At 39.5% G+C, this 21,365-nt stretch carries 21 protein-coding genes; all 21 read left to right on the top strand.

What is annotated here, in order from left to right:
• Positions 1–35 precede the first annotated feature (35 nt).
• The 21 genes from ACMX9J_RS02710 to ACMX9J_RS02810 all read left to right on the top strand — a co-directional run bounded on the left by ACMX9J_RS02710 (position 36) and on the right by ACMX9J_RS02810 (position 21,357).
• Positions 36–692 carry a CoA transferase subunit A gene (locus ACMX9J_RS02710; RefSeq protein ID WP_416225384.1) on the top strand — a complete coding sequence of 219 codons (657 nt, stop codon included), beginning with the start codon at positions 36–38 and terminating at the stop codon, positions 690–692.
• A 1-nt stretch (position 693) separates the two neighbouring features.
• A complete protein-coding gene (locus ACMX9J_RS02715) occupies positions 694–1,356 on the top strand; it encodes a 3-oxoacid CoA-transferase subunit B (protein WP_034266157.1) in 663 nt (220 codons plus the stop codon).
• Positions 1,356–2,537, top strand: coding sequence for a thiolase family protein (locus tag ACMX9J_RS02720; protein WP_416225385.1), 1,182 nt, complete (start codon positions 1,356–1,358; stop codon positions 2,535–2,537). Before ACMX9J_RS02715 ends, ACMX9J_RS02720 begins: the two co-directional genes overlap by 1 nt.
• A complete protein-coding gene (locus ACMX9J_RS02725; protein ID WP_416225386.1) occupies positions 2,525–3,910 on the top strand; it encodes an aspartate aminotransferase family protein in 1,386 nt (461 codons plus the stop codon). The genes ACMX9J_RS02720 and ACMX9J_RS02725 overlap by 13 nt, the downstream gene beginning before the upstream one ends.
• The gene (locus tag ACMX9J_RS02730) at positions 3,894–5,189 is read left to right on the top strand and encodes an aminotransferase class III-fold pyridoxal phosphate-dependent enzyme (RefSeq protein ID WP_034266166.1); all 1,296 of its coding nucleotides are present in this window, start codon (positions 3,894–3,896) and stop codon (positions 5,187–5,189) included. The genes ACMX9J_RS02725 and ACMX9J_RS02730 overlap by 17 nt, the downstream gene beginning before the upstream one ends.
• A gap of 28 nt (positions 5,190–5,217) precedes the next feature.
• Complete coding sequence (locus ACMX9J_RS02735; protein WP_416225387.1) at positions 5,218–6,675, top strand: aldehyde dehydrogenase family protein; 1,458 nt, start codon at positions 5,218–5,220, stop codon at positions 6,673–6,675.
• Between the two features lie 29 nt (positions 6,676–6,704).
• Positions 6,705–8,225 carry a M81 family metallopeptidase gene (locus tag ACMX9J_RS02740; RefSeq protein WP_416225388.1) on the top strand — a complete coding sequence of 507 codons (1,521 nt, stop codon included), beginning with the start codon at positions 6,705–6,707 and terminating at the stop codon, positions 8,223–8,225.
• Complete coding sequence (locus tag ACMX9J_RS02745) at positions 8,213–8,692, top strand: GNAT family N-acetyltransferase (protein WP_028413331.1); 480 nt, start codon at positions 8,213–8,215, stop codon at positions 8,690–8,692. Before ACMX9J_RS02740 ends, ACMX9J_RS02745 begins: the two co-directional genes overlap by 13 nt.
• A 42-nt stretch (positions 8,693–8,734) precedes the next feature.
• Positions 8,735–10,144, top strand: coding sequence for a lysine 2,3-aminomutase (gene ablA, locus ACMX9J_RS02750; RefSeq protein ID WP_033578990.1), 1,410 nt, complete (start codon positions 8,735–8,737; stop codon positions 10,142–10,144).
• A 2-nt stretch (positions 10,145–10,146) separates the two neighbouring features.
• Entirely contained in the window at positions 10,147–10,425 is a 279-nt protein-coding gene (locus ACMX9J_RS02755) for a YokU family protein (protein ID WP_013057076.1), read from the top strand.
• Between the two features lie 101 nt (positions 10,426–10,526).
• Entirely contained in the window at positions 10,527–12,008 is a 1,482-nt protein-coding gene (locus ACMX9J_RS02760; RefSeq protein WP_033578992.1) for an amino acid permease, read from the top strand.
• Positions 12,009–12,247: 239 nt separating this feature from the next.
• On the top strand, positions 12,248–12,994 hold the full coding sequence (locus ACMX9J_RS02765) for an MBL fold metallo-hydrolase (RefSeq protein ID WP_034266182.1): 747 nt from the start codon (positions 12,248–12,250) through the stop codon (positions 12,992–12,994).
• 30 nt (positions 12,995–13,024) lie between these two features.
• Positions 13,025–13,282 (top strand): hypothetical protein, encoded by a 258-nt coding sequence (locus ACMX9J_RS02770; protein WP_033578994.1) that lies wholly within the window; start codon positions 13,025–13,027, stop codon positions 13,280–13,282.
• 39 nt (positions 13,283–13,321) lie between these two features.
• On the top strand, positions 13,322–13,783 hold the full coding sequence (locus ACMX9J_RS02775) for a GNAT family N-acetyltransferase (RefSeq protein ID WP_033578995.1): 462 nt from the start codon (positions 13,322–13,324) through the stop codon (positions 13,781–13,783).
• A gap of 190 nt (positions 13,784–13,973) precedes the next feature.
• Positions 13,974–15,146: an iron-containing alcohol dehydrogenase gene (locus ACMX9J_RS02780; protein ID WP_034266185.1), complete on the top strand. Its 1,173-nt coding sequence runs from the start codon at positions 13,974–13,976 to the stop codon at positions 15,144–15,146.
• A gap of 178 nt (positions 15,147–15,324) precedes the next feature.
• Positions 15,325–16,530, top strand: a complete 1,206-nt coding sequence (locus tag ACMX9J_RS02785; protein WP_034266188.1) for an MFS transporter — start codon at positions 15,325–15,327, stop codon at positions 16,528–16,530.
• A 142-nt stretch (positions 16,531–16,672) separates the two neighbouring features.
• Positions 16,673–17,521, top strand: a complete 849-nt coding sequence (locus ACMX9J_RS02790; RefSeq protein ID WP_416225389.1) for a helix-turn-helix domain-containing protein — start codon at positions 16,673–16,675, stop codon at positions 17,519–17,521.
• A gap of 129 nt (positions 17,522–17,650) precedes the next feature.
• Positions 17,651–18,235, top strand: coding sequence for an NAD(P)H-dependent oxidoreductase (locus ACMX9J_RS02795; protein ID WP_416225390.1), 585 nt, complete (start codon positions 17,651–17,653; stop codon positions 18,233–18,235).
• A 311-nt stretch (positions 18,236–18,546) separates the two neighbouring features.
• Entirely contained in the window at positions 18,547–19,809 is a 1,263-nt protein-coding gene (locus tag ACMX9J_RS02800; RefSeq protein WP_165636061.1) for an ATP-grasp domain-containing protein, read from the top strand.
• A gap of 15 nt (positions 19,810–19,824) precedes the next feature.
• Positions 19,825–20,385 (top strand): hypothetical protein, encoded by a 561-nt coding sequence (locus tag ACMX9J_RS02805; RefSeq protein ID WP_034266196.1) that lies wholly within the window; start codon positions 19,825–19,827, stop codon positions 20,383–20,385.
• Between the two features lie 33 nt (positions 20,386–20,418).
• Complete coding sequence (locus ACMX9J_RS02810) at positions 20,419–21,357, top strand: DMT family transporter (protein WP_337050517.1); 939 nt, start codon at positions 20,419–20,421, stop codon at positions 21,355–21,357.
• Positions 21,358–21,365: the final 8 nt, after the last annotated feature.

Here is a 21,365-nt window from a genome sequence, read left to right on the forward strand (position 1 = left end):
CGCTGTGAAATATAAAAAGAAAAGGAGGAAACAAAATGAACAAAATCATCACGCGCGAAGAAGCAATAGAAAAAATAACAGATGGCGCACGCATTATGGTAGGTGGATTTGGTCTTGTTGGAAGCCCGCTTAGTCTGATTGAAGCGATTGCCAAATCAAACCTTAAAGATTTAGAGATTATTAGTAATAACCTCGGTGAACCTGGAAAAGGATTAGGTGTATTGGTTCAAAAAAAACAAGTAAAAAAAGCCATAGGGTCTTATTTTACTTCCAACCCTGAAGTTGTACACGCTTATCAACAACAAGAACTTCAAGTGGAGCTCATCCCGCAAGGAACAATGTCCGAGGCAATTAGAGCAGGAGGAGCAGGCATCGGAGGATTTTATACGCCTGTGAGCGTAGGGACTCAGCTCGCTGAAGGAAAAGAAGAACGAGTGTTAAAAGGAAAGAAATATGTTTTGCAAGAATCGCTGCACGCAGATGTAGCGCTTATAAAAGCTAAAAAAGCAGACCGACTCGGAAATCTTATTTACAGCAAATCAGCAAGAAACTTTAATCCAATGATGGCAACGGCCGCTGATATCGTGATTGCTGAAGTAGAAGAAGTGGTTGAAGTTGGACAAATTTCTCCTGAAGAAATTATCACTCCTCATTTATACGTTACTTATATCGTAGTGAAAGGAGAAAAATAAGATGAACGTCAAACAATATATTGCCGGGCGCGCTGCAAAAGAGCTTTGTCACGGAGATGTAGTGAACTTAGGGATAGGGATTCCTACTTTGGTTGCTAATTATATTTCACCCGATGTTCACGTGTTTTTACATTCAGAAAACGGAATTCTCGGCGTTGGCCCTACTCCTGAAGAAACCTATATAGATCCAGAGCTTGTGAATGCTGGGAAGCTTCCCGTCACGGTCTTGGAAGGTGCCTCATTTTTTAACAGCGCCGATTCTTTTGCGATGATACGCGGAGGTCATGTGAATGTATCCATTCTTGGAGTGCTTCAAGTAGATGAAGCAGGGCGAATTGCGAACTGGGCTGTCCCTGGGAAAAGTGTTCTTGGCGTAGGAGGAGCAATGGATTTATTAGAAGGATCGAAAAAAGTGATTGTGACGACTCTTCATACGAATAGTCAAGGAGAGTCAAAGCTAGTTAGGAATTTAAGCTATCCGCTTACTTCAGAGCGACGAGTCGATATGATTATTACGGAATTAGCTGTCTTTTCGGTAACCGATCTTGGTCTTGAACTTCTTGAAACAGCTCCGGGTGTTTCTTTAGAGGAAGTAAAACAAAAAACTGAGGCTGCTTTTCATGTTTCTACATTGTTTAGCAAAGACAATGAGGTGACGGCATAATGGCAGTGATTGTAAATGCATTTCGAACTCCTATTGGAAAGTTTGGCGGTTCGCTTGCAGATACGCTTCCAGAAGAACTAGTCTCTCTTGTGATGAAAAACAATTTGTCTTCAGCCGGATATACATCAGAGATTGTTGATGAAATTATTGTCGGACAAACGAAACAAAGCGCTCATGCTCCTAATATAGCGAGAGTAGCCGGGCTTAAAGCTCAATTCTCTGAACGTATTCCTGCTTATACCGTGCACCGCCAGTGCGGCTCAGGCATGCAGGCTGTGATGAATGGCGCTATGTCCATTTTATCAGGTCAAGCCGAAACGGTATTAGCTGGAGGAGTGGAAAGCATGTCTCAAGCACCGCACTATACGGTAGGCACTCGTTTTGGTTTTCACGTTGGTGATTTAACACTCTATGACTCTAACACAGAAAGTCAGCCAAAATCACAGCCTGAAACGCTATACGGAACGTTTACAATGGGACAGACGGCGGAGTGGCTTGCTGAAAAGTATAGCATTAGCCGTACGGAGCAGGACGAGTTTGCTTTTTATAGTCAGGAAAAAGCTAGGCGGGCTATAGAACTTGATTTGTTCGAAGAAGAAATTATACCGGTTCCTGTAAAAGAAGGAATGAGGCATTTTGCAACAGATGAATTTCCTCGTCTTACTAGCAAAGAAAAGCTTGGTACGCTTAAGTCCGTTTTTCAAAGAAATGGAACGGTGACAGCCGGAAATTCATCCGGAAGAAACGATGGCGCTTCGATGCTGCTGATGATGTCGGAAGAAAAAGCTGAGCATCTCGGATTAACACCTATGGCAAAGATTGTGTCGTTTGCCGCAGCCGGCGTCTCTCCAAAGGAAATGGGAATTGGCCCCGTTTCTGCTTCGCAAATTGCTTTAACTAAAGCCGGTTTAAGCTTAAATGATATGGACTTAATTGAATTAAACGAAGCATTTGCCGCCCAAAGTATTGCTTGCTTAAGAGAATGGGACATCACATCAGAGAAAGTGAATGTAAACGGAGGAGCAATTGCGCTTGGACATCCTTTAGGCTGCTCCGGGGCAAGAATCATCACAACTCTGTGTCATGAGCTCCACAAGCAAAAAAGACGATACGGCCTTGCTACTATTTGCGTTGCAGGAGGATTAGGAATGGCGATGGTGGTGGAAAGATGGACGAAATAAAAAGAGATTATGTTTTTCATAGAGATTTAACAAAAAAGTACCCTATGATTACGTACGGTCAAGGAAGCTACTTAATAGATGAACAAGGAAAAAAGTATTTAGACGGCTGCTCCGGGGCCGTAGCGGCAAACTTAGGGCACGGCATTGTAAAAATAGCCGAGGCGATGGCTGATCAGGCTAAAAAAGCGGCGTTTGTTCATACATTACGTTTTGAAACAGATGTTTTGCATAAACTTGCAGGAAAAATCGGTAAAATGGCTCCACTCTATTTAAACAAAGTCTATTTTACATCAGGAGGATCAGAAGCCAATGAAAGTGCATTAAAATTAGCAAGGCAATATCACAGAGATGTCGGAAAGACGCAAAAACACATCGTAATCGGAAGGTGGCAGTCCTATCACGGAAATACGATAGGGGCACTATCAGCTGGAGGAGATGTAAAAAGACGATATCCTTACACACCTAATCTTTTACATTTTGCGCACGTTTATTCTCCTTATTGTCACCGCTGTCCGTATAATCGCAATCAAGAAGACTGCGTGGCAAATCAAAACTGGAGCTGCATCACCGATATTGAACGCACCATTTTAGAGCTCGGTCCAGAAAATATTTCAGCTTTTATCGCAGAGCCGATTGTAGGAAGTCAGCAAGGAGCTGTCGTGCCTCCGCTTGACTATTTCAAAAAAGTACGTGAGCTCTGCAGCCGCTATGACATTCTTTTGATTGTTGATGAAGTGATGACAGGCTTTGGGAGAACGGGAACTGATTTTGCAGTGGAACAATTCGGAATCGAACCGGATATTCTAACGTTTGGTAAAGGAGTTTCAGCAGGGTACGCTCCTTTAGGAGGAATGGTTGTCCATGACCGTCTGATTCAAGGACTGTTAGAAAATAGCGGCGGAAAATTCCTTCACGGCTATACGTACAGTGGACATCCTGTTTCGATAGCGGCAGGACTTGCTGCTTTGGACATGTATGAAGAAGTAAATATCCTTCAAAATGTAGAAACTCAAGGTGCGTATTTAATGGAATGTTTAGTAGCGCTGCAGCGAAAGCATCCGTATATTTCAGATATTCGCGGCCGCGGACTTTTAATTGGATTAGAACTAATGAAAGACGCCAATCAACAGATATTTTTCGAGCCAGGCGAAGCAGCCAGCGAAAAGCTCAATGAAATTTGTATGGAGCTTGGAGGCGTATTTTATCCAGGGTCCGGATCTATAGATGGACATAAAGGAGAACATATCATTATTAGTCCTCCTTTAAACATAACGAAATCAGAAGTTGATGAAATAGTGAGATTGCTAGATCATGCGTTTTCTATTTTTCATCAGCACATAAGAAAGGATGAGTCATATGAAAGTGCAAAATAAAACAGAAGAGCTTCAAATCAAAGGCAAAAAACATTTATCACCCGTGATGACAAGAGTAACAGAGCTTGTTATTGAAAAAGCGCACGGTGCGAAATTTTGGACAGCTGATGGCACGGAATACATTGATTTTGTATCAGGAGTAGCTGTCAATGCAGTAGGTCATACACATGAAAAGATGGTAGAAGCGATTAAAAAACAAGCAGATCAGCTGCTTCACCTCGGTTTAAATTACGGATACTATGAAACAGCTGTGAATTTGGCAGAAAAACTTGCGCAAATTACGCCAGGAAACTTAGATACGGTTTTCTTTTCAAACTCAGGCGCAGAAGCTATTGATGGAGCGCTTAAGTTAGCAAAAGCGGCCACTGGGAGACCAGCGATTATTGCTTTTGAAGGTTCTTTTCATGGCCGTACACTCGGAGCTACAGCTATTACGGCTTCAAGCTCCAAGTACCGAAGCTACTACGAGCCGATTTTAGGAGAAGTGTATCACGCGCCTTATCCGTATCCAAGTCAGCTTCCTAATATTGACGAGGAAGAAGCGGAAGCATATTGCTTAAATCAACTGCAAAAGCTGTTTGAACTGCGAGTGGATCCTTCACGCGTAGCGGCGATTGTTATTGAGCCAGTCATGGGTGAAGGAGGCTATTACCCTGCTCCTTCTAGCTTTTTACGCGCACTGAGAGACATAGCGAATGATTATGGCATTCTGCTTATCTTTGATGAAGTGCAAACGGGATTCGGGCGCACTGGAAAAATGTTTGCCGCAGAACATGCTGGAGTCACACCAGATATTTTAGTTTTAGCAAAAGCTCTTTCCGGTGGTATGCCACTAGGAGCAATTGTAGCAAGCCGAGAACTGCATGAGAAATGGCCAACAGCCGGACATGGTTCTACTTTTGGTGGAAATCCAGTATCGTGCGCAGCTGCTTTAGCTAACATTTCAATCATTGAAGAAGAAAAGCTTGTAGAGCGCAGTGAAAAAGTAGGTGCCGATATTGTGAAACGTCTTCAGCATTCTATCGGACATTTACCGGCTATTAAAGAGGTTAGAGGAATTGGCATGATGATTGGCATTGAATTTCATGTTGAAACAGCAGCTGCTTATGTTCCTGCCATTAAATCAAAAGCGCTGGAAAGAAGACTGCTTATCATGAACTGTGGAGTCAAAGGGCAAACCATTCGCTTAATGCTGCCGCTGAATATTGATAAAGACGTGCTGAATCAAGGGCTGTCTTTATTAGAAGAAGTCATCACAGAAGCAGTTTCAATTAACTAGCTTTTTAAATGAAAAGGAGGGTAACGATATGAGTCAAACTAAAACCGAACTGCTGCAAGGAGATTTATATATTAACGGCGAGTGGGTAAGTGAAGAGGAGCAAACCTATTTTAAAAGTATAAACCCTGCAACACAAGAGCTCGTCGGAACGTGCGCAGCCGCTACGGCTAGTCAAGTCGATGCTGCCGTAAACGCGGCTAGTAAAGCCTACAGCCACTGGAAAAATACATCTATTCCGGAACGTGCAGCATTTTTAACAAAAGCAGCTTTGCTTTTTGAAGACAGAAAAGAAGAGCTAGCTCAAGTGATGACAAAAGAAATGGGAAAACCACTGACAGAATCCATAGGGGAAGTTGGTGTCGTCATTGCAACAGCTCAGTATATGGCGGGAGAAGGAAGACGTTTGTTTGGCGAAATAGTGCCCGCTGGCTTTCCTGACCGAGATATAAAAATGGTGCGCGAACCGCTTGGAGTTGTGGCATGTATTACACCTTGGAACTTTCCTGTTTCTCTCGCTTCTTATAAAATGTTTGCTGCTTTAATTGCTGGCAACACGGTTGTTTGGAAGCCGGCTTCAGAAGTGGCGCTCTCAGCGAAGATTTTTATGGAAGTATTGCACGCTGCGGGGCTTCCAAAAGGAACGATTAACTTGCTTACAGGATCGGGCAGAATCGTTGGACAAAAGCTTGCTACGCACTCTGAAGTGAAAATCATCTCATTTACAGGTTCTACGGAAGTTGGTCAGCAATTAGCAGAAATGAGCAGCAAAACCTTAAAGCGTATTTCTTTAGAGCTAGGAGGAAAAAACGCGGTTATCGTATTAAAAGATGCCAATCTGGATAAAGCAGCAGAGGGAATCGTTAAATCAGCATTCACGACAACGGGTCAGCGCTGTACCGCAGCTAGCAGAGTCATCGTGGAGCGTTCAGTAAAAGAAGAGCTGTTGAAAAAAGTAATAGCTCTTACAGAAGAAATGAAGATTGGAAATGGTCTTGATGAAGGGGTTGCAATAGGACCGCTTGTTAATGAACAGCAGTGCCGTTTAGTAGAAGATTACGTACAAAAAGGGGTAGAAGAAGGCGGGAATATTGCGCTCGGAGGTCGTGCTTTATCAGAGTTAGGAACTTGTTATTACATGCCTACAATCATCGATAACGTCCATTCAAATCACACAATTGCTCAAGAAGAGATTTTTGGTCCCGTGCTTGCTTTTATTGAAGTAGATGGCTACGAAGAAGCAATGAGCGTCAATAATGGAACGGTGTACGGACTTTCCACTTCTATTTATACAAGCAGCTTGCACTATGCCAGCCGAGCTGCCAAAGACGCTGTTAGCGGATTAGTCTATATCAATAACGGAACATCTAATGCTGAAATGGGGGTAGCATTCGGTGGAATGAAAATGTCTGGCAACGGCCACAGGGAAGTTTCTCATCATGCATTTGATGTGATGACAGAATGGAAGTCTGTCTACACCAACTATTAATCTCGCACCTTAGCGAAAAGGAGGAGCACATGTCTTCATATCGCATTGGCATTGCCTTTTTTTATCATGAATCTCACAGCTTTAGTCCATTAAAAACAGAAATAGAACAGTTTGTACAAGAAGGATATTTTGTTGGAACGGAAATATATAAAGCATACTCAGGAACCAAAACAGAAGTAGGGGGATTTTTAGATGTATTAAAGCAAGAGAAGCAAGTAGAAATCGTTCCCCTTGTTTGTGCAGCTGCAATTCCGTCTGGGGTTGTATCTTCGGCAGCTTATTACACAATTGAAAAGCAAATGCTGCATATGCTTACTCACGCCGGCCCGCTAGATGGCTTATTAATCGCCTTGCACGGCGCAATGGTAGCAGAGCATCTTTTCGATCCGGAAGCTCATTTGTTAGGTCAAATAAGAAGCTGTATAGGAAGCGATGTTCCCATTGCTACTACGCTCGATATGCACGCAAATATCAGTGAAGATATGCTTACGTACACGCCGCTACATTTCGGTTTTAAAACATATCCTCATATTGATATGTATGAACAAGGAGTGAACGCAGCGCGAGCGCTTTTAACACAAGTAAAAGAAAGCGCTATCTATTATGCGTCTTTAAAAAAAATGCCCATGCTTTTGCCGTCGATTAATATGCGAACAGCAGAAGGGCCGATGAAAAAAATGATTAATCTTGCTAAGCAAGCCGAGCAAGAAGAAGACGTATACAATGTTTCCATTTTTGGAGGCTTTCCGTATTCTGATATTCCAATTGCGGGAGCAAGCGTGCTCGTAACAGCTTTGAATCCGGAAACAGCAGAAAAAACAGCAAATAGACTAGCTTCTCAGTTTTGGAGTATAAAAGAAGATTTTATCATGGATTTGCCTACCGTTGAAGAAGGTCTGCAAACAGCGTTAAAACGATCAAACGAACAGCCAATTGTGCTCGCTGATATAGCGGACAATCCTTTAAGCTGCGGAAGCGGCGATACAACAGAGCTTTTAGAATACATGCTGAAGCTAAATATGCCGGGGACACTGTTTGGAGGTCTTTATGACCCTGAATCTATTAAACAATGCGTGCAAGCAGGAGTTGGAAGCTACGTCTCTCTTTCCTTAGGAGGAAAAGTTTCTCCTGAGTTTGGAAAGCCCGTTGAAGTTGAAGCAAAGGTCATTGGCTTATCAGAAGGTAAGTTTTACAATTCGGGACCGTTTAATCAGCATTTAAAAGTAAATGTAAAAGGCGCAGCTCATATTCGAGTAGGAGAATTGGATATTTTGTTGATTGGAAGGCCGGTATCAGCAAACGATCCTGAACTTTTTCGCCATATTGGCATTGAGCCAGCGACGAAAAAAATCATTGGTTTAAAAGCTAAAAATCATTTCAGAGCCGCTTTTGAACCGCTTGTAGGATCTATCATCTATGTGGATGCGCCAGGCGTAGCGTCAAACCGCTTAACGACCTTTAATTATCAGCACCTTCCAAGTCCAATATGGCCGCTGCAAGATGCAAAATATGAAAGTGAAAAAAGGAGGAGAGAAAAATGGATGCATTAAAAGAGCAGTATTATATCGAAGTCCCAGAGTCGTTAAGTCCCGCGCAGCAAAAAATGATGATTGAACTTGAAAAAGATGCGTTTCCGGGCATGGGAGCCGTTGATGAACAGACGCTTGTACCTTTAGCGCGCTACGGAAAGCTCATTCAATATTTCCAGGAAAATGACGCAAGGCCAATTGCCATTTGCGAGCTGCTTAGAGATTACAAAGATGTCACAAAAGCTTATATCTTTGGGTTCTACGTCCGCTCTGATAAACAAGGAAGCGGAATTGGACAGCTGTTCTTAGAAGAAATATTTTCGATTCTACAAAAAGATAATTTTGAAAGCGTTTGTTTGACTGTGAATGTAAAAAATGAAGGCGCTGTTAAGCTGTATAAAAAAATGGACTTTACGATTAAAGAAACGCGGGCAGGAGAGTTTGGCGAAGGAGAAGATCGCTATTATATGGTGCGGTCAATTTCTTAGTAGAACATCTATTCAAAAAATGAACCTTGGAGGGAATATAAAATGAAAAATACATTATATAAAGCAAGCAGACATTGGAAAGAAATCGAGCTTTGGAAAGATGTAACGGACGAGCAGTGGAACGACTGGGTATGGCAGCTGACAAACACGATTAAAACATTGGAAGATTTAAAGAAAGTGATCAATTTAACACCTCAAGAAGAAGAAGGCGTTAAAATTGCAACTAAAACGATTCCGTTAAACATCACTCCTTACTACGCATGGTTAATGGATGAGAATGATCCGAAATGTCCAATCAGAATGCAGTCCGTTCCTATTTCAGAAGAACTGCATAAAACAAGGTATGATTTAGAAGATCCGCTTCATGAAGATGAAGATTCACCGGTTCCTGGCTTAACGCACCGTTATCCCGACCGCGTCCTGTTTTTAGTTACAAATCAGTGCTCCATGTACTGCCGCTATTGTACAAGAAGACGTTTTTCAGGACAAATCGGAATGGGCGTTCCAAAAAAACAGCTGGATACAGCGATTAATTACATTGCAGCCAACCCTCAAATTCGTGATGTATTAATTTCCGGAGGAGACGGCCTATTAATCAATGACAATATTTTAGAATATATTTTGAAAAATTTGCGCGATATTCCGCACGTAGAAATTATTCGTATCGGTACAAGAGCGCCGGTCGTGTTCCCTCAGCGCATTACAGAAAATCTGTGCAACATCTTAAAGAAATATCATCCGGTTTGGCTAAATACGCACTTTAACACATCAATTGAAATTACAGAAGAATCAAAGCGTGCATGTGAAATGCTTGCGAACGTAGGAGTTCCAGTTGGAAACCAAGCGGTTATTTTAGCTGGAATTAACGACAGCGTGCCAATCATGAAGCAGCTTATGCATGATTTAGTAAAGATCCGCGTGCGTCCTTACTACATTTATCAATGTGATTTATCAGAAGGAATCGGCCATTTCCGTGCGCCAATCAGCAAAGGGCTAGAAATTATGGAAGGACTTCGCGGCCATACGTCCGGCTATGCAGTTCCTACGTTTATCGTGGATGCTCCTGGAGGAGGCGGTAAAATTCCGCTGCAGCCAAACTATATTATTTCTCAAAGCTCCAATAAAGTGGTGCTTCGAAACTTTGAAGGTGTTATTACGTCTTATCCAGAGCCGCAAAATTACCAAAGTGGAAGCGCAGAAGAATTTTATAAAAAAGTATATCCTGAAGTGTTTGAAAAATTTGAAAGCAACGGTGTTCTTTCGATTATTGATGATACAAAGTTCAACTTAACGCCAGAAGGTCTAAACCGTCTTGACCGCCGAAAAACGTATGACCAAAATCCAGAGCATAGCTCTTTAAAAGACAAGCGTGAAAAGCGCGATCAATTAAAAGAGAAAAAATTTGAAACGCAAATGAAAAAATACGAAACGGCGGGAGCGAAGGAGGAATAATATTGAAGTGCCAATGGTGCGAATCATATGAAGCCAAGGAGACGGATGCAACGGTTTATTGGGAGCTTCCTGACGGTACAAAAGCTATAGAAATTAAAGAGACGCCTTCCATTACATGTTCAGAATGTGGAATTACGTATCAAACAGACGAAACAGTTGGACACATTGAAGATCAACTGTTTTTAATCAACACCTCTGCCTTAGAAAAAAGTGTAACGTACGAACAGCTTATGAGCCTGCCTCGTCTATTAAAACGAAACTACTTTGATTTTTCAAAGTGAGCAATAAAGGATCCATCTCCTACTTTTTATAGGAGATGGATATTCTTATACGCTTTACGTTAAACATGTTCGCATAGTTCTTTTATGAAGGTGGGATAAGTATGGAAGCAGTCGATATAAATCGTAATGAAGAAGAAAAAAAACAGGACGATAAGCATGTAAAACGCCATTTAAAAGCTCGTCATATGACCATGATTGCCATTGGAGGTTCAATAGGAACTGGCTTATTTCTAGCCACGGGATCTTCCATCCAAACTGCTGGACCGGGAGGAGCGCTGATTGCTTACGGGGCTATTGGAATTATGGTTTATTTTCTCATGACTAGCCTTGGAGAAATGGCCACGTTTATGCCGGTATCAGGTTCTTTTTCAACATACGCCAGTCACTATGTAGACCCAGCTCTCGGGTTTGCGCTCGGCTGGAACTACTGGTTTAACTGGGCTGTTACGCTCGCTGTAGAAATAGCTGCTTCTGCTATTATCATGAAGTTTTGGTTCCCTGATGTGCCAAGTATTATCTGGAGCGCTTTGTTTTTAGGCTTAATTTTTTTACTTAATTTCCTATCTGTAAAAAGCTATGGAGAATCTGAATATTGGTTTGCTCTCGTAAAAGTAGTAACCATCATTGTATTTATCGGAGTGGGCCTTCTGACGATCTTTGGCATCTTCGGCGGTGAATATATCGGCTTTAAAAACTTTACATTAGAAGAAGCGCCGGTCAACGGCGGATTTCTGTCCGTACTAAGCATTTTCTTTATCGCGGGATTTTCTTTTCAAGGTACAGAGCTAGTCGGTATTGCGGCAGGGGAAAGTGAAAACCCTCAAAAAAATATACCAAAAGCCATTCGCCAAGTCTTTTGGCGCATCCTTCTATTTTATATTGCAGCCATTGCTGTAATCGGGCTTATCATTCCTTACACCAGTCCATCTCTTCTAGGAGGAGATGTGGATAACATTGCGGTTAGTCCATTTACGCTTGTTTTTGAAAAAGCAGGAATTGCTGCAGCTGCTTCGGTGATGAATGCTGTTATTCTTACATCCGTTTTATCAGCCGGAACATCTGGTTTATATGCTTCTACGCGAATGTTATGGTCAATGGCCAATGAAGGGCAAGCGCCTAAAGCGCTTCGGAAAATTAATCGTCGAGGAATTCCAGTAAATGCGCTTGTTTTAACCACTATTATTGGCGGTCTTGCCTTTTTAACATCCGTTTTTGGTGATCAAATGTATATGTGGCTTTTAAACGCTTCAGGTATGAGCGGATTTATTGCGTGGATTGGTATTGCCGTCAGCCACTATCGTTTCCGAAAAGCATATGTTGCTTCAGGACAGGATCTAAATGATCTAGCCTATAAAGCAAAATGGTTCCCTCTAGGTCCTGTTCTTGCATTTGGAATGTGCCTCATTGTTATTTTAGGACAAAACTATCAAGCGGTACTTTCCGACAAAATTGATTGGTACGGCTTAACGGTCTCCTACATTGGCCTGCCTCTCTTTTTAGCGACGTGGTGGGGATATAAAATAGCAAAGAAAACCAAGGTTGTACCTTTGCATGAGTGCATTCAAAAAGAGGATAAGAAATAAAAAAGCCATAGTGGCTAACGACAAAGAAAAAAGGTGAACCCCGGACAGTGGGGTTCACCTTTTCATTTATAAAAATCGATTATTTTACACTCTGTTATACAAATATCATATCATAAAAAGTGATTTTTTTCCAGTCTGGTTTTTATTTTGTTTATTGATAAAATTCAAGAATAGCACTGCATGCTAAGCAATTGTGGAGGTTGGAAATCTTTGTACTTTAATAAGAAAAGGGGTTCGTAATGAGAATTTCTGCAGGTGTTGAGATGCTACAGTTGACTGCCAGAGCTTTTGACCAAGATATAATATTAAATCCTACGTTAGTTTGGAATAACGATGAAGCTATTCTAATTGATACAGGAATGCCTGGGCAAACCGATCAACTGAAAGAGATCTTGGGTGAATTGAATATATCTATTGAACAGCTAAAAGTAATTCTTCTAACGCATCAAGATCTAGATCATATAGGGTGTGCGACTGATATACGAAAAAAATCAAATGAAAATATCATCGTATATGCTCATGAATTTGATAAGCCGTATATTGAAGGGAAACTTCCGCTTATTAAAACGAATGCTAGTCAAATGAGTAAAGAAGAACTATCAGCTATACCTGATGAAATAAAATATTTATATAAAACCCCTCCAAAAGTTGACGTGGATATAGTATTAAAAGGAAGTCAACTGCTTCCATACTGCGGAGGCATTGAAGTTATTTTTACTCCCGGACATACGCCTGGGCACGTTAGTTTTTATTTAAGAAAATCAAAAACGCTGGTTGCCGGAGATGCTCTAGTATTGGCAAATGGACAGCTAATGGAACCTGTTAAACAAACGACCTTAAATATGGACCAAGCAGTTCAATCACTTGAAAAGTTTTTAAACTATGAGATCGAGCATGTTATTTGTTATCACGGAGGCTATTTTCAAGGCTGTCCGAAAGAAGCGATTTTAAGGATAAAAGAACACGTTGCAGAGAGACAAAGTTAAGATAAATAGAAGCCAAAGGGGATGGACAAAATGTTTACACCAACTATCAGTGTCCGAAAAATAAATGATAATCTCATTATAAAATGGCAGCTTGCACACTTTACGATTCCGTTAGAAGACATTCTTGAAGTAACGGAAGATGACACGTACGGAGGCAAAGAAGCAAACGCCATTCGAATTGGCCCTCCGTACGGAACAACTGACCGAATTTTTATTAAAACGACCAATAAAAACTATCTGTTATTTACCTCAAACGCACCGGCTATATTAAACGAAATAAATTCATAACGACCACTACTAAATATGAGATATATAGGAGAGAAAAAATTGAAGATTAGCCGTACTTTCGATGCTGATACAATTGCCAAGCTTAATCAGTCTGTTCATCAACTGCATGTAGAATTATCCCCCGAGCGCTTTCAAACATATGATTTTCAGAAGATACATGAATTTTTTAAGAAAGTGATGGAAAACGATAGGTTTATCTTTCTTTTAGCAGAAGATGAAGGACAGCATGTAGGATTCGCTTGGGTTGAAATAAAGCAGTATTCAGAAACAGTGTTTAAAAAAGCTTACAAGTCAATTTATGTTCATCAAATAAGTATCGCAGAACTCCACAAAAACAAAGGGTTTGGTTCAAGTTTGATGAAAGAAATTTATAGCATTGCCCGTACTCAAGACATAAATACAATTGAGTTGGATTACTGGAGTGACAATACGGTTGCGGAGAGTTTTTACGAAAAAGAAGGCTTTGTTACGTATAGAAAAATGGTTTATAAAGAGCTTTAAAGAGAGCATTTACTTGCTCTCTTTTTTATGTCTAGGAAGCCATTTTCTTCATTTTAATCACTCAATAAAACAAAGTACGCGATTTGAGAACTTAACTCTTGAAAAATTTTTGTTTTACATTTATACTTACATTCTTGTTCGCGTAATGCGACAACTTACTTTATATTCAACTAGGAGGTATACAGATAGTATGGAAAATTTCATTTATCATAATCCCACAAAATTAATCTTCGGAAAAGATCAGCTTCAAGCATTATCAGAAGAACTCCCGAAATACGGAAAAAATATTTTGCTTGTATATGGTGGAGGAAGCATTAAGAAAAACGGTTTATATGATCAAGTTCTTGCGCTGTTAAAAGAGCTAAACGTAAACATACACGAGTTAGCGGGCGTAGAGCCAAACCCTCGATTATCTACGGTACGAAAAGGAATTGAAATTTGCCGAAATGAAAACATTGATTTCATGCTAGCAGTCGGCGGAGGAAGCGTTATTGACTGTACAAAAGCAATCGCTGCCGGAGCTGAGTATGAAGGAGACGTCTGGGATATTATTAACAAAAAAGTCACGGCTACAAAAGCACTGCCGTTTGGAACGGTATTAACATTGGCAGCAACAGGTTCTGAAATGAATCCTGATTCGGTTATTACGAATTGGGAAACAAATGAAAAATACGTTTGGGGAAGCGCCGTTACGCACCCTGTATTTTCTATACTAGATCCTGTGAACACGATGTCTGTTCCTAGAGATCAAACTATCTACGGCATGGTAGACATGATGAGCCACGTGTTCGAACAATATTTCCATAACGTGAAAAACACGCCTTTACAAGATCGTATGTGCTATTCCGTATTACAAACAGTAATTGAAACAGCACCGAAATTGCTAGAAGATCTGCAAAGCTACGAACACCGCGAAACGATTTTATATTCCGGAACAATCGCATTAAACGGAACACTTCAAATGGGATACTTTGGAGATTGGGCTTCACATACAATTGAACACGCGGTATCAGCAGTATATGACATTCCTCATGCGGGCGGTTTAGCAATCCTATTCCCAAATTGGATGCGACACGTTGTAGATCAAGATGTCACTCGTATGAAACGCGTCATGACAAGCATGTTTGATATTGAAACTGCAGGTAAAAGTGACAAAGAAATTGCGTTAGAAGGAATCGATAAGCTAAGCGCTTTTTGGTCCAGCCTTGGTGCACCTTCTCGCTTAGCAGATTACGATATCGGAGAAGAGCGACTAGACGAAATTGCTGGAATTGCTGCTCGTGAAATGGAGCACGGAGGTTTCGGTAACTTTAAGAAACTGAATAAAGATGATATTTTAGCTATTTTAAAAGCATCACTATAAGGTGAATAGCAAAAAGAAGGAGACATAGATCTCCTTCTTTTTGTTTTATCTTATAAATGATTGGAACTTAAGTAGCGTATGGAGAAATTTTTTTCTAGGATTTCGGTTAATAATCTAAGAAAAACCTTTATAATTGAGTACAGAAAGAACGCTTTAGAGGATATAAGGGAGTGGGAAGATGAAAAAATTTGCGCTAGCTTCATATGCGCTTTATTTGTTGGGCGGATTAGTCATTACAGCCGTAGGATCCGTCTTACCGCAATTGTTAACACATTACCATGTGTCTTATACAGTTGGCGGGCAGCTTGTATTAGTAGGTTCTTTAGGATTTTTGATAGGAGTTCCGCTATCTTCTTTTCTATTAGGACGCTTCAGCGAAATGAATTTACTTACAATTTCCGCATTAATGATAGCGCTATCACAAATAGGTATGCTTTTATTGCCTCCATTTGAGTGGATTATCGTATTCAATTTCTTAAATGGTATTGGTGTAGCGGCCTTGGAAGTAGTTGTAGCTACTTTAATGATGGAAGTATTTATCGGTAGAAGAGCTATTGTTATGAGTTATTTAGAAGTATCATTTGGCCTGGGTGCGCTGTTGATGCCGTTAATAGCTAGCTTATTGATTTCACAGAACAGCTGGAGGTATTCATTTTTTATAACCAGTATACTAGCGTTACTAATGGTTGTAGTCTGTAAAATGATTCCTTTTAAAAAAGAGACTGTTTCAACTTCAGAAAGCGGTGCTTCAGACGCCAACTCAGAACCTGCGCCTGTGCTTGCTAAAAATCAAAGATGGAAAATACTCGCTCTTTTTAGTGTAATGATTTTTATGTACGCCGGAGTGGAAAGCAGCATGAATAATTTTCTTTCGTCTATTTTTATCGTGTATCTAGATGTAATTCCATCACAGGCTACTTTAAGCATAAGCGTTTTTTGGGTGGCTATGCTAATAGGACGAGTAGCTACTGGATGGGTTATTCGAATCGTTACATACGAACGCTATCTTTTTGGCAGCATTGGAGGAACAATTGTGAGTTTAGTGCTGTTTATCTTGTTAAAAGAAGCAGTAGCAGGCTATATTTTATTAGCGTTTTTAGGGCTTGCAATGTCAGGTATCTATTCGATAACGATGGTATATGCTAACCATACGTTTACCGGATCTGCTCGTATTGTCACCAGTTTAATTACTGGTTTTTCAGGGCTTGGAGGTGCTGTTTTCCCTGCGCTTATTGGCTTTACTATGGACGCAAGCGGCATTACCTCAGCGCTTTGGTACATAACAGCTTTTGCATGTTTATATCTTCTAGCGCTCTGTATCATTTTTTTCGTTCAGCGGGGTGCAAAACAGAAATCTAATAACCATTTACAGGCTATGAAATAAAGAGTTCGTCATAAAAGAAGTGAATCTATGGTTCACTTCTTTTTCTTTTTATTCTCTCTTTCGTTATAGTAATCAAAAAGGGTTCACATAAATTCAAACTAAAAAGTAAAAGATGGATATCTCTATAAAAAAGGAGCGCTATATGAAAGAAGTGAAGTTTAACTCAAATGACGTTTTGAGTCAAAAACAAGAAAATATTCAAATTATAAAAGCAGCAAACGTGCAGCCTCAACAAGCACGTGAAACGTTGGATAAACATTTGCTTCTTCTTCACCGTACCGCTAAGCCTGTTGCGATTCAAGAAACAGTAGCAGACAGCTTTCATGGAGGAGTAGCGTTTAAAAATGATATTAACTTTATTCCTGCGGGAGCTGACAGCACTTGCGAGTGGAAAGAACCGTTATCTTTTTTACGTGTTGAGTTAAATCCTCAAATCGTTAAAGAAATAGCTGATAAAGAAAGCTTATCTTCTAGGCTTGATTTAAGCTATTACCTTAGAAATCAAGATTATAAAATGCAGCAGCTGCTTTTATGGATTAGCGAAGAGGTCGAACAGGGGAATCCCCAAGGAAAACTGTACATTGACTCAGTTACAAATTTAATTATTTATCACATTTTAAAACAGCATAACGATAGTCAGCCCAATTTCCTTGGTAAGAATCCGGGACTTGAGCATTTAAAAATAGCGATGGAATACATGCAAGACCACTATGCTGAATCAATTACATTAGATAAGTTAACTCGTTTGTCTAATTTAAGTCCCTCTCATTTCATTAACAGCTTTAAACAAACGCTAGGCGTAACGCCCCATCAATACTTGCTTAAGATTCGGATCGAAAGAGCAAAAGAAAAATTGCAAAGGTCCAGTTTGCCGCTTAGTGAAATTGCTTATGAATTAGGCTTTACAGATCAAAGCCATTTCTCAAGGCACTTTAAGAAAATAACCGGAATGTCCCCGCTTAAGTGGAAACAAAATTTTGTACAAAAATAACCGAATTTTGTACAAGAAAACGACTTGAATATCTCCTAAAATAAACGTGTAAAGGAATTTAAGAGGAGATGTTTAAGTGAAAATCATCTCCGTACTATAAAGATCATACACAGTATAGGAGAGATCATAATGAAAGTATTAGTAAATATATTTCACCCTAATTTAGCAGAATCTAACGTTAATAAAGCGTGGATGAAGCGATTAGAGAAGGAAGATGTCACAGTTAATAATATCTATGAGCGCTATCCGAATTGGGAAATTGATGTAGAAAAAGAGCAAGAGCTTTTATTAAAGCATGACCGCATCGTTTTTCAATTTCCTTTTTACTGGTATAGTACGCCTCCGCTAATGAAGAAATGGTTGGACGATGTATTAACTTTCGGCTGGGCATACGGCACGAATGGCACCAAACTGCATGGAAAAGAATTTGGATTGGCAATTTCAGTAGGAGGTCCGCAAAAGTCATATAGAGCAGGAGGTTATAACAACTATACGATCAGTGAGTTAACAAAACCGCTGCAACAAACGGCTAACTTAACGGGCATGAAGTTTCTTACTCACTTTGTTCAATATAATTCGGTTGTAGTTACCGAAAAAGAGGTTAGTGAAAGTGCGGAATGTTTAACTCAGCATATAACAGATCCCGCATTAAACCCAGACGTTGCATTAAAAAGAATACTAGATGAGATGGCTGAAAAAGATGTAACTTTATAAATGGTTACTATCTATTTTAATAAAAAACATAAAAAAGAAAGGTTGAACCTAGGTCGACCTTTCTTTTTTTATAAAAATTCTCATTAAATTTTTTCTAACCATATCTTTATAATTAAATAGCAAAATTTTTGCTTTTAGTTTTGCTTTAGTATTAACCCTATAAATTATTCTTTTCTTTACCTTTTACTAATATATCAAATATTCTATATATTCCTAATGTTATATAAAATTAAATTGACAAATATATGAAGCGGTCATTAGAATTTAGTCATCGAACAGTGAAGAACTGTTTAAAAGTAGGGGGGAAGTAAATGCTGTTACAAAATAAGCATCTAGCAGTTGTGTTACAAAATACATATTTACCGTTTATTTTTGAAGAAGCAGAAGCTCTCGGAATTAAAATGACGTTTTTTTATAACCAAGAAGAAGTAGAACCTAAGCATCTTAAAAACGTACAAAATTTCATACCCATTGATTTATTTCACACCTCAGGCAAAGCTCTTGAGATTATTAAATCAGAGCATCATAAAAATCCTTTTGACGGCATTATGACATTATATGAGCCTGCGTTAGAGTTTGTAGCTCAGCTGACAGAAGATTTAAACTTACCGGGCTTATCACCGTTTGTGATTAGTAACTGTCGCAATAAACAGAAAATGAGAGAGGTTTTAAAAGATAATGATCTTAACACTCCGTATTTTAAAGAGGTTGAAAATACGGAGGAATTAAAGAATCTTTCACTGCCTTATCCTGTCGTAGTAAAACCTTCTAACGGATTTTCCAGTCAAGGTGTATCACGAGCGAATAATAAAAAGGAATTGATTGACAGCATAGAAAAAGTGAGATGCGTAAATGAAGAAGACCTAAGTAAATTTACAAAAAATAAAACGGGCATGGTAATTGAACAATTTATAGACGGACCAGAGTTTGCTATTGAGACGTTTTCTGTAGAAGGAGAGGTTTGTGTACTCTCTATAGGCTACAAAGGAAATTCCAAAGGGCCTTTTTTTGAAGAAGGTGTTTATATAGCTCCAGCTCCCCTAGAAGAAAACGTTTTGGAATCTATTTCGCAAGAAGCAGCTAGGGCAGCAACCGCTTTAGGGATTGAGAATGGCCCCGCCCATATTGAATTACGCTTGGACCCAGCAGGAAAACCTTATGTGATTGAAATAGGAGCGCGCATTGGAGGGTCTGGGATTTCTCATTATATCGTAAAAGAAAGTACAGGTATTAACTATATGGAGCTAGTTTTTCACTATGTATTAGGATTAAAACCTCCTGTATTAAAAAAGGAAAGAAAACGAAAGAAAGTGGTGGGCAACTACATTATCCCTGTGCAAGGCCATGGGATTTTTAAAGAAATTCGAGGCTTAGAAGACGTGCGTAGAGACACTGAAGTAAAAAGGGTTATTCAATTTATAACTGAGGGGACAGACATTTTACCATATCCGCACTTTTCAGGTTACCCTGGATTTATTTTAACCACTCATGACTCTTATTCCGACTGTGAACAGTATTACAGCTATTTGGATAACAAAGTAAAAATCGTTTATCAAAATAAAGTAAACGCATAGGGGGTATCAAAAGCTATGATAGTTGCAGAGTCGTCTAGTAAGAAAAATCAGCAGCTTCAAAAGATTAGTATTATCCATACCTTAGGGCCTGAAGGAACAAATTGTGAAAAAGCAGGCTATCTGTGGTTTGAACGCCAAAGCATACAAGGTCAGGTCTTTTTGCATCAAACGTTGGAAGAAGCTTTAGTTCATGTGAAAGAAACAGAGAGTTCTGCTCTTCTAGGCTGCGCGGTATATCCTTACTTACATGATATTGTGTTCAAAAATTTAACTAGTTTAGAGCTAGTAGATAGCTTTATTATGCCAACATATAGCATGGTTCTTGCCTCAAAAGAAGAGGTGATAACAAACAATAACCTATTAATCGCTTCACATCCTGCCCCTGTTGATTTAGCTCATTCCATCAGTCCCAATGTTCAGTTAGTAAATAGTAATGCTCAAGCGGCGATTGATTGCTTAGAAGGAAAGGTAGACGCATGTATTACAACAAGTAAAGCCGCTAACGAGCAGGGGTTAACAGTTGTAAAAGATTTTGGAGAAGTGCCGATGTGTTTTACACTTCACGGAAGAAAATAGGCTCAACTTAAAAAAAAGAAATAAGGTGAAACAGTGATTTCTAAATTAACCCGTATTCATGTACATCTTTTGTTTTGTCTATTAGCCGTCATTGGAGGAACCACATGGGCTTTTCAAAAGACGGGATTAAAAGATAGCTTGCCTCTATGGTCAGCAGGTATGAGGTTTTTAATTGCTAGTTTAATAATTACCCTCTACCTCTTATTCACAAAAAAAATGTCCGTTTCAAAAGAAGTAGTAATCATTTCAGCATTAAACGGAATTTTGTACTTTGCTCTACCGTTTGGTTCTGTTTATTGGGCATCCGTCTATTTGCCAAGCGGGCTTGTTTCCGTTTTAGCTGCCAGCATTTCAGTATTTGCTCTTTTATTTAACCGCTTATTTAAAGGAACACCGGCTACAAAAGGACAAAAGATAGGTGTAGTCATGTGCTTAATTGGTATGAGCGTTGTATTTGGAAATCAGCTGTTTATACAGGGAAATGTTATCCAAATAGTAGCCATGATCGTCATTTTAATGGCTATGCTAGGTTCTGCTTTTATAACTGTTCAAGTTCAATCTCGCATAAAATCCTTGCCTATTATGACCTTTAATTCTTTTTCGATGCTAAGTGGAGGCGCTTGTTTACTGATTGTTAGTTTATTTACAGAGAATGGAAACCGCACTTTCTCTGGGGTTAGTCTTATCTCATTATTATACTTGGCTATTATAGGATCGGTCTTAGGGTTTTCTATTAATATTTATTTATTAAAAAAATGGCATATATCAAAAGCAACGGCGCATCTATTTATTTCACCGGTTATCGCCTTATATGTAGGATTTGTCTTTTTAGGTGAAACATTAAACAAACAGGTCTATATAGGTACAGCGTTTGTAATAGCGGGGGTTATATTTATTAACTTAAAAAAGCAAATAGAGAAAAACACACATAACTCTACTCTTAAATCATCTAAAGATATTTCTGCTAAGTAGCTGTTCTA

This window comes from Priestia sp. RMT2NF4 (assembly GCF_047872835.1).
Classification (GTDB): Bacteria; Bacillota; Bacilli; order Bacillales; family Bacillaceae_H; genus Priestia; species Priestia zanthoxyli.

Coding starts and splice junctions, on each gene's coding strand:
- ACMX9J_RS02795 (WP_416225390.1), top strand. CDS start 17,651: ATGAAAGTATTAGTAAATATATTTCACCCTAATTTAGCAGAATCTAAC.
- ACMX9J_RS02790 (WP_416225389.1), top strand. CDS start 16,673: ATGAAAGAAGTGAAGTTTAACTCAAATGACGTTTTGAGTCAAAAACAA.
- ablA (WP_033578990.1), top strand. CDS start 8,735: ATGAAAAATACATTATATAAAGCAAGCAGACATTGGAAAGAAATCGAG.
- ACMX9J_RS02715 (WP_034266157.1), top strand. CDS start 694: ATGAACGTCAAACAATATATTGCCGGGCGCGCTGCAAAAGAGCTTTGT.
- ACMX9J_RS02730 (WP_034266166.1), top strand. CDS start 3,894: ATGAAAGTGCAAAATAAAACAGAAGAGCTTCAAATCAAAGGCAAAAAA.
- ACMX9J_RS02710 (WP_416225384.1), top strand. CDS start 36: ATGAACAAAATCATCACGCGCGAAGAAGCAATAGAAAAAATAACAGAT.
- ACMX9J_RS02735 (WP_416225387.1), top strand. CDS start 5,218: ATGAGTCAAACTAAAACCGAACTGCTGCAAGGAGATTTATATATTAAC.
- ACMX9J_RS02765 (WP_034266182.1), top strand. CDS start 12,248: ATGAGAATTTCTGCAGGTGTTGAGATGCTACAGTTGACTGCCAGAGCT.
- ACMX9J_RS02725 (WP_416225386.1), top strand. CDS start 2,525: ATGGACGAAATAAAAAGAGATTATGTTTTTCATAGAGATTTAACAAAA.
- ACMX9J_RS02720 (WP_416225385.1), top strand. CDS start 1,356: ATGGCAGTGATTGTAAATGCATTTCGAACTCCTATTGGAAAGTTTGGC.
- ACMX9J_RS02770 (WP_033578994.1), top strand. CDS start 13,025: ATGTTTACACCAACTATCAGTGTCCGAAAAATAAATGATAATCTCATT.
- ACMX9J_RS02780 (WP_034266185.1), top strand. CDS start 13,974: ATGGAAAATTTCATTTATCATAATCCCACAAAATTAATCTTCGGAAAA.
- ACMX9J_RS02805 (WP_034266196.1), top strand. CDS start 19,825: ATGATAGTTGCAGAGTCGTCTAGTAAGAAAAATCAGCAGCTTCAAAAG.
- ACMX9J_RS02785 (WP_034266188.1), top strand. CDS start 15,325: ATGAAAAAATTTGCGCTAGCTTCATATGCGCTTTATTTGTTGGGCGGA.
- ACMX9J_RS02740 (WP_416225388.1), top strand. CDS start 6,705: ATGTCTTCATATCGCATTGGCATTGCCTTTTTTTATCATGAATCTCAC.
- ACMX9J_RS02745 (WP_028413331.1), top strand. CDS start 8,213: ATGGATGCATTAAAAGAGCAGTATTATATCGAAGTCCCAGAGTCGTTA.
- ACMX9J_RS02800 (WP_165636061.1), top strand. CDS start 18,547: ATGCTGTTACAAAATAAGCATCTAGCAGTTGTGTTACAAAATACATAT.
- ACMX9J_RS02760 (WP_033578992.1), top strand. CDS start 10,527: ATGGAAGCAGTCGATATAAATCGTAATGAAGAAGAAAAAAAACAGGAC.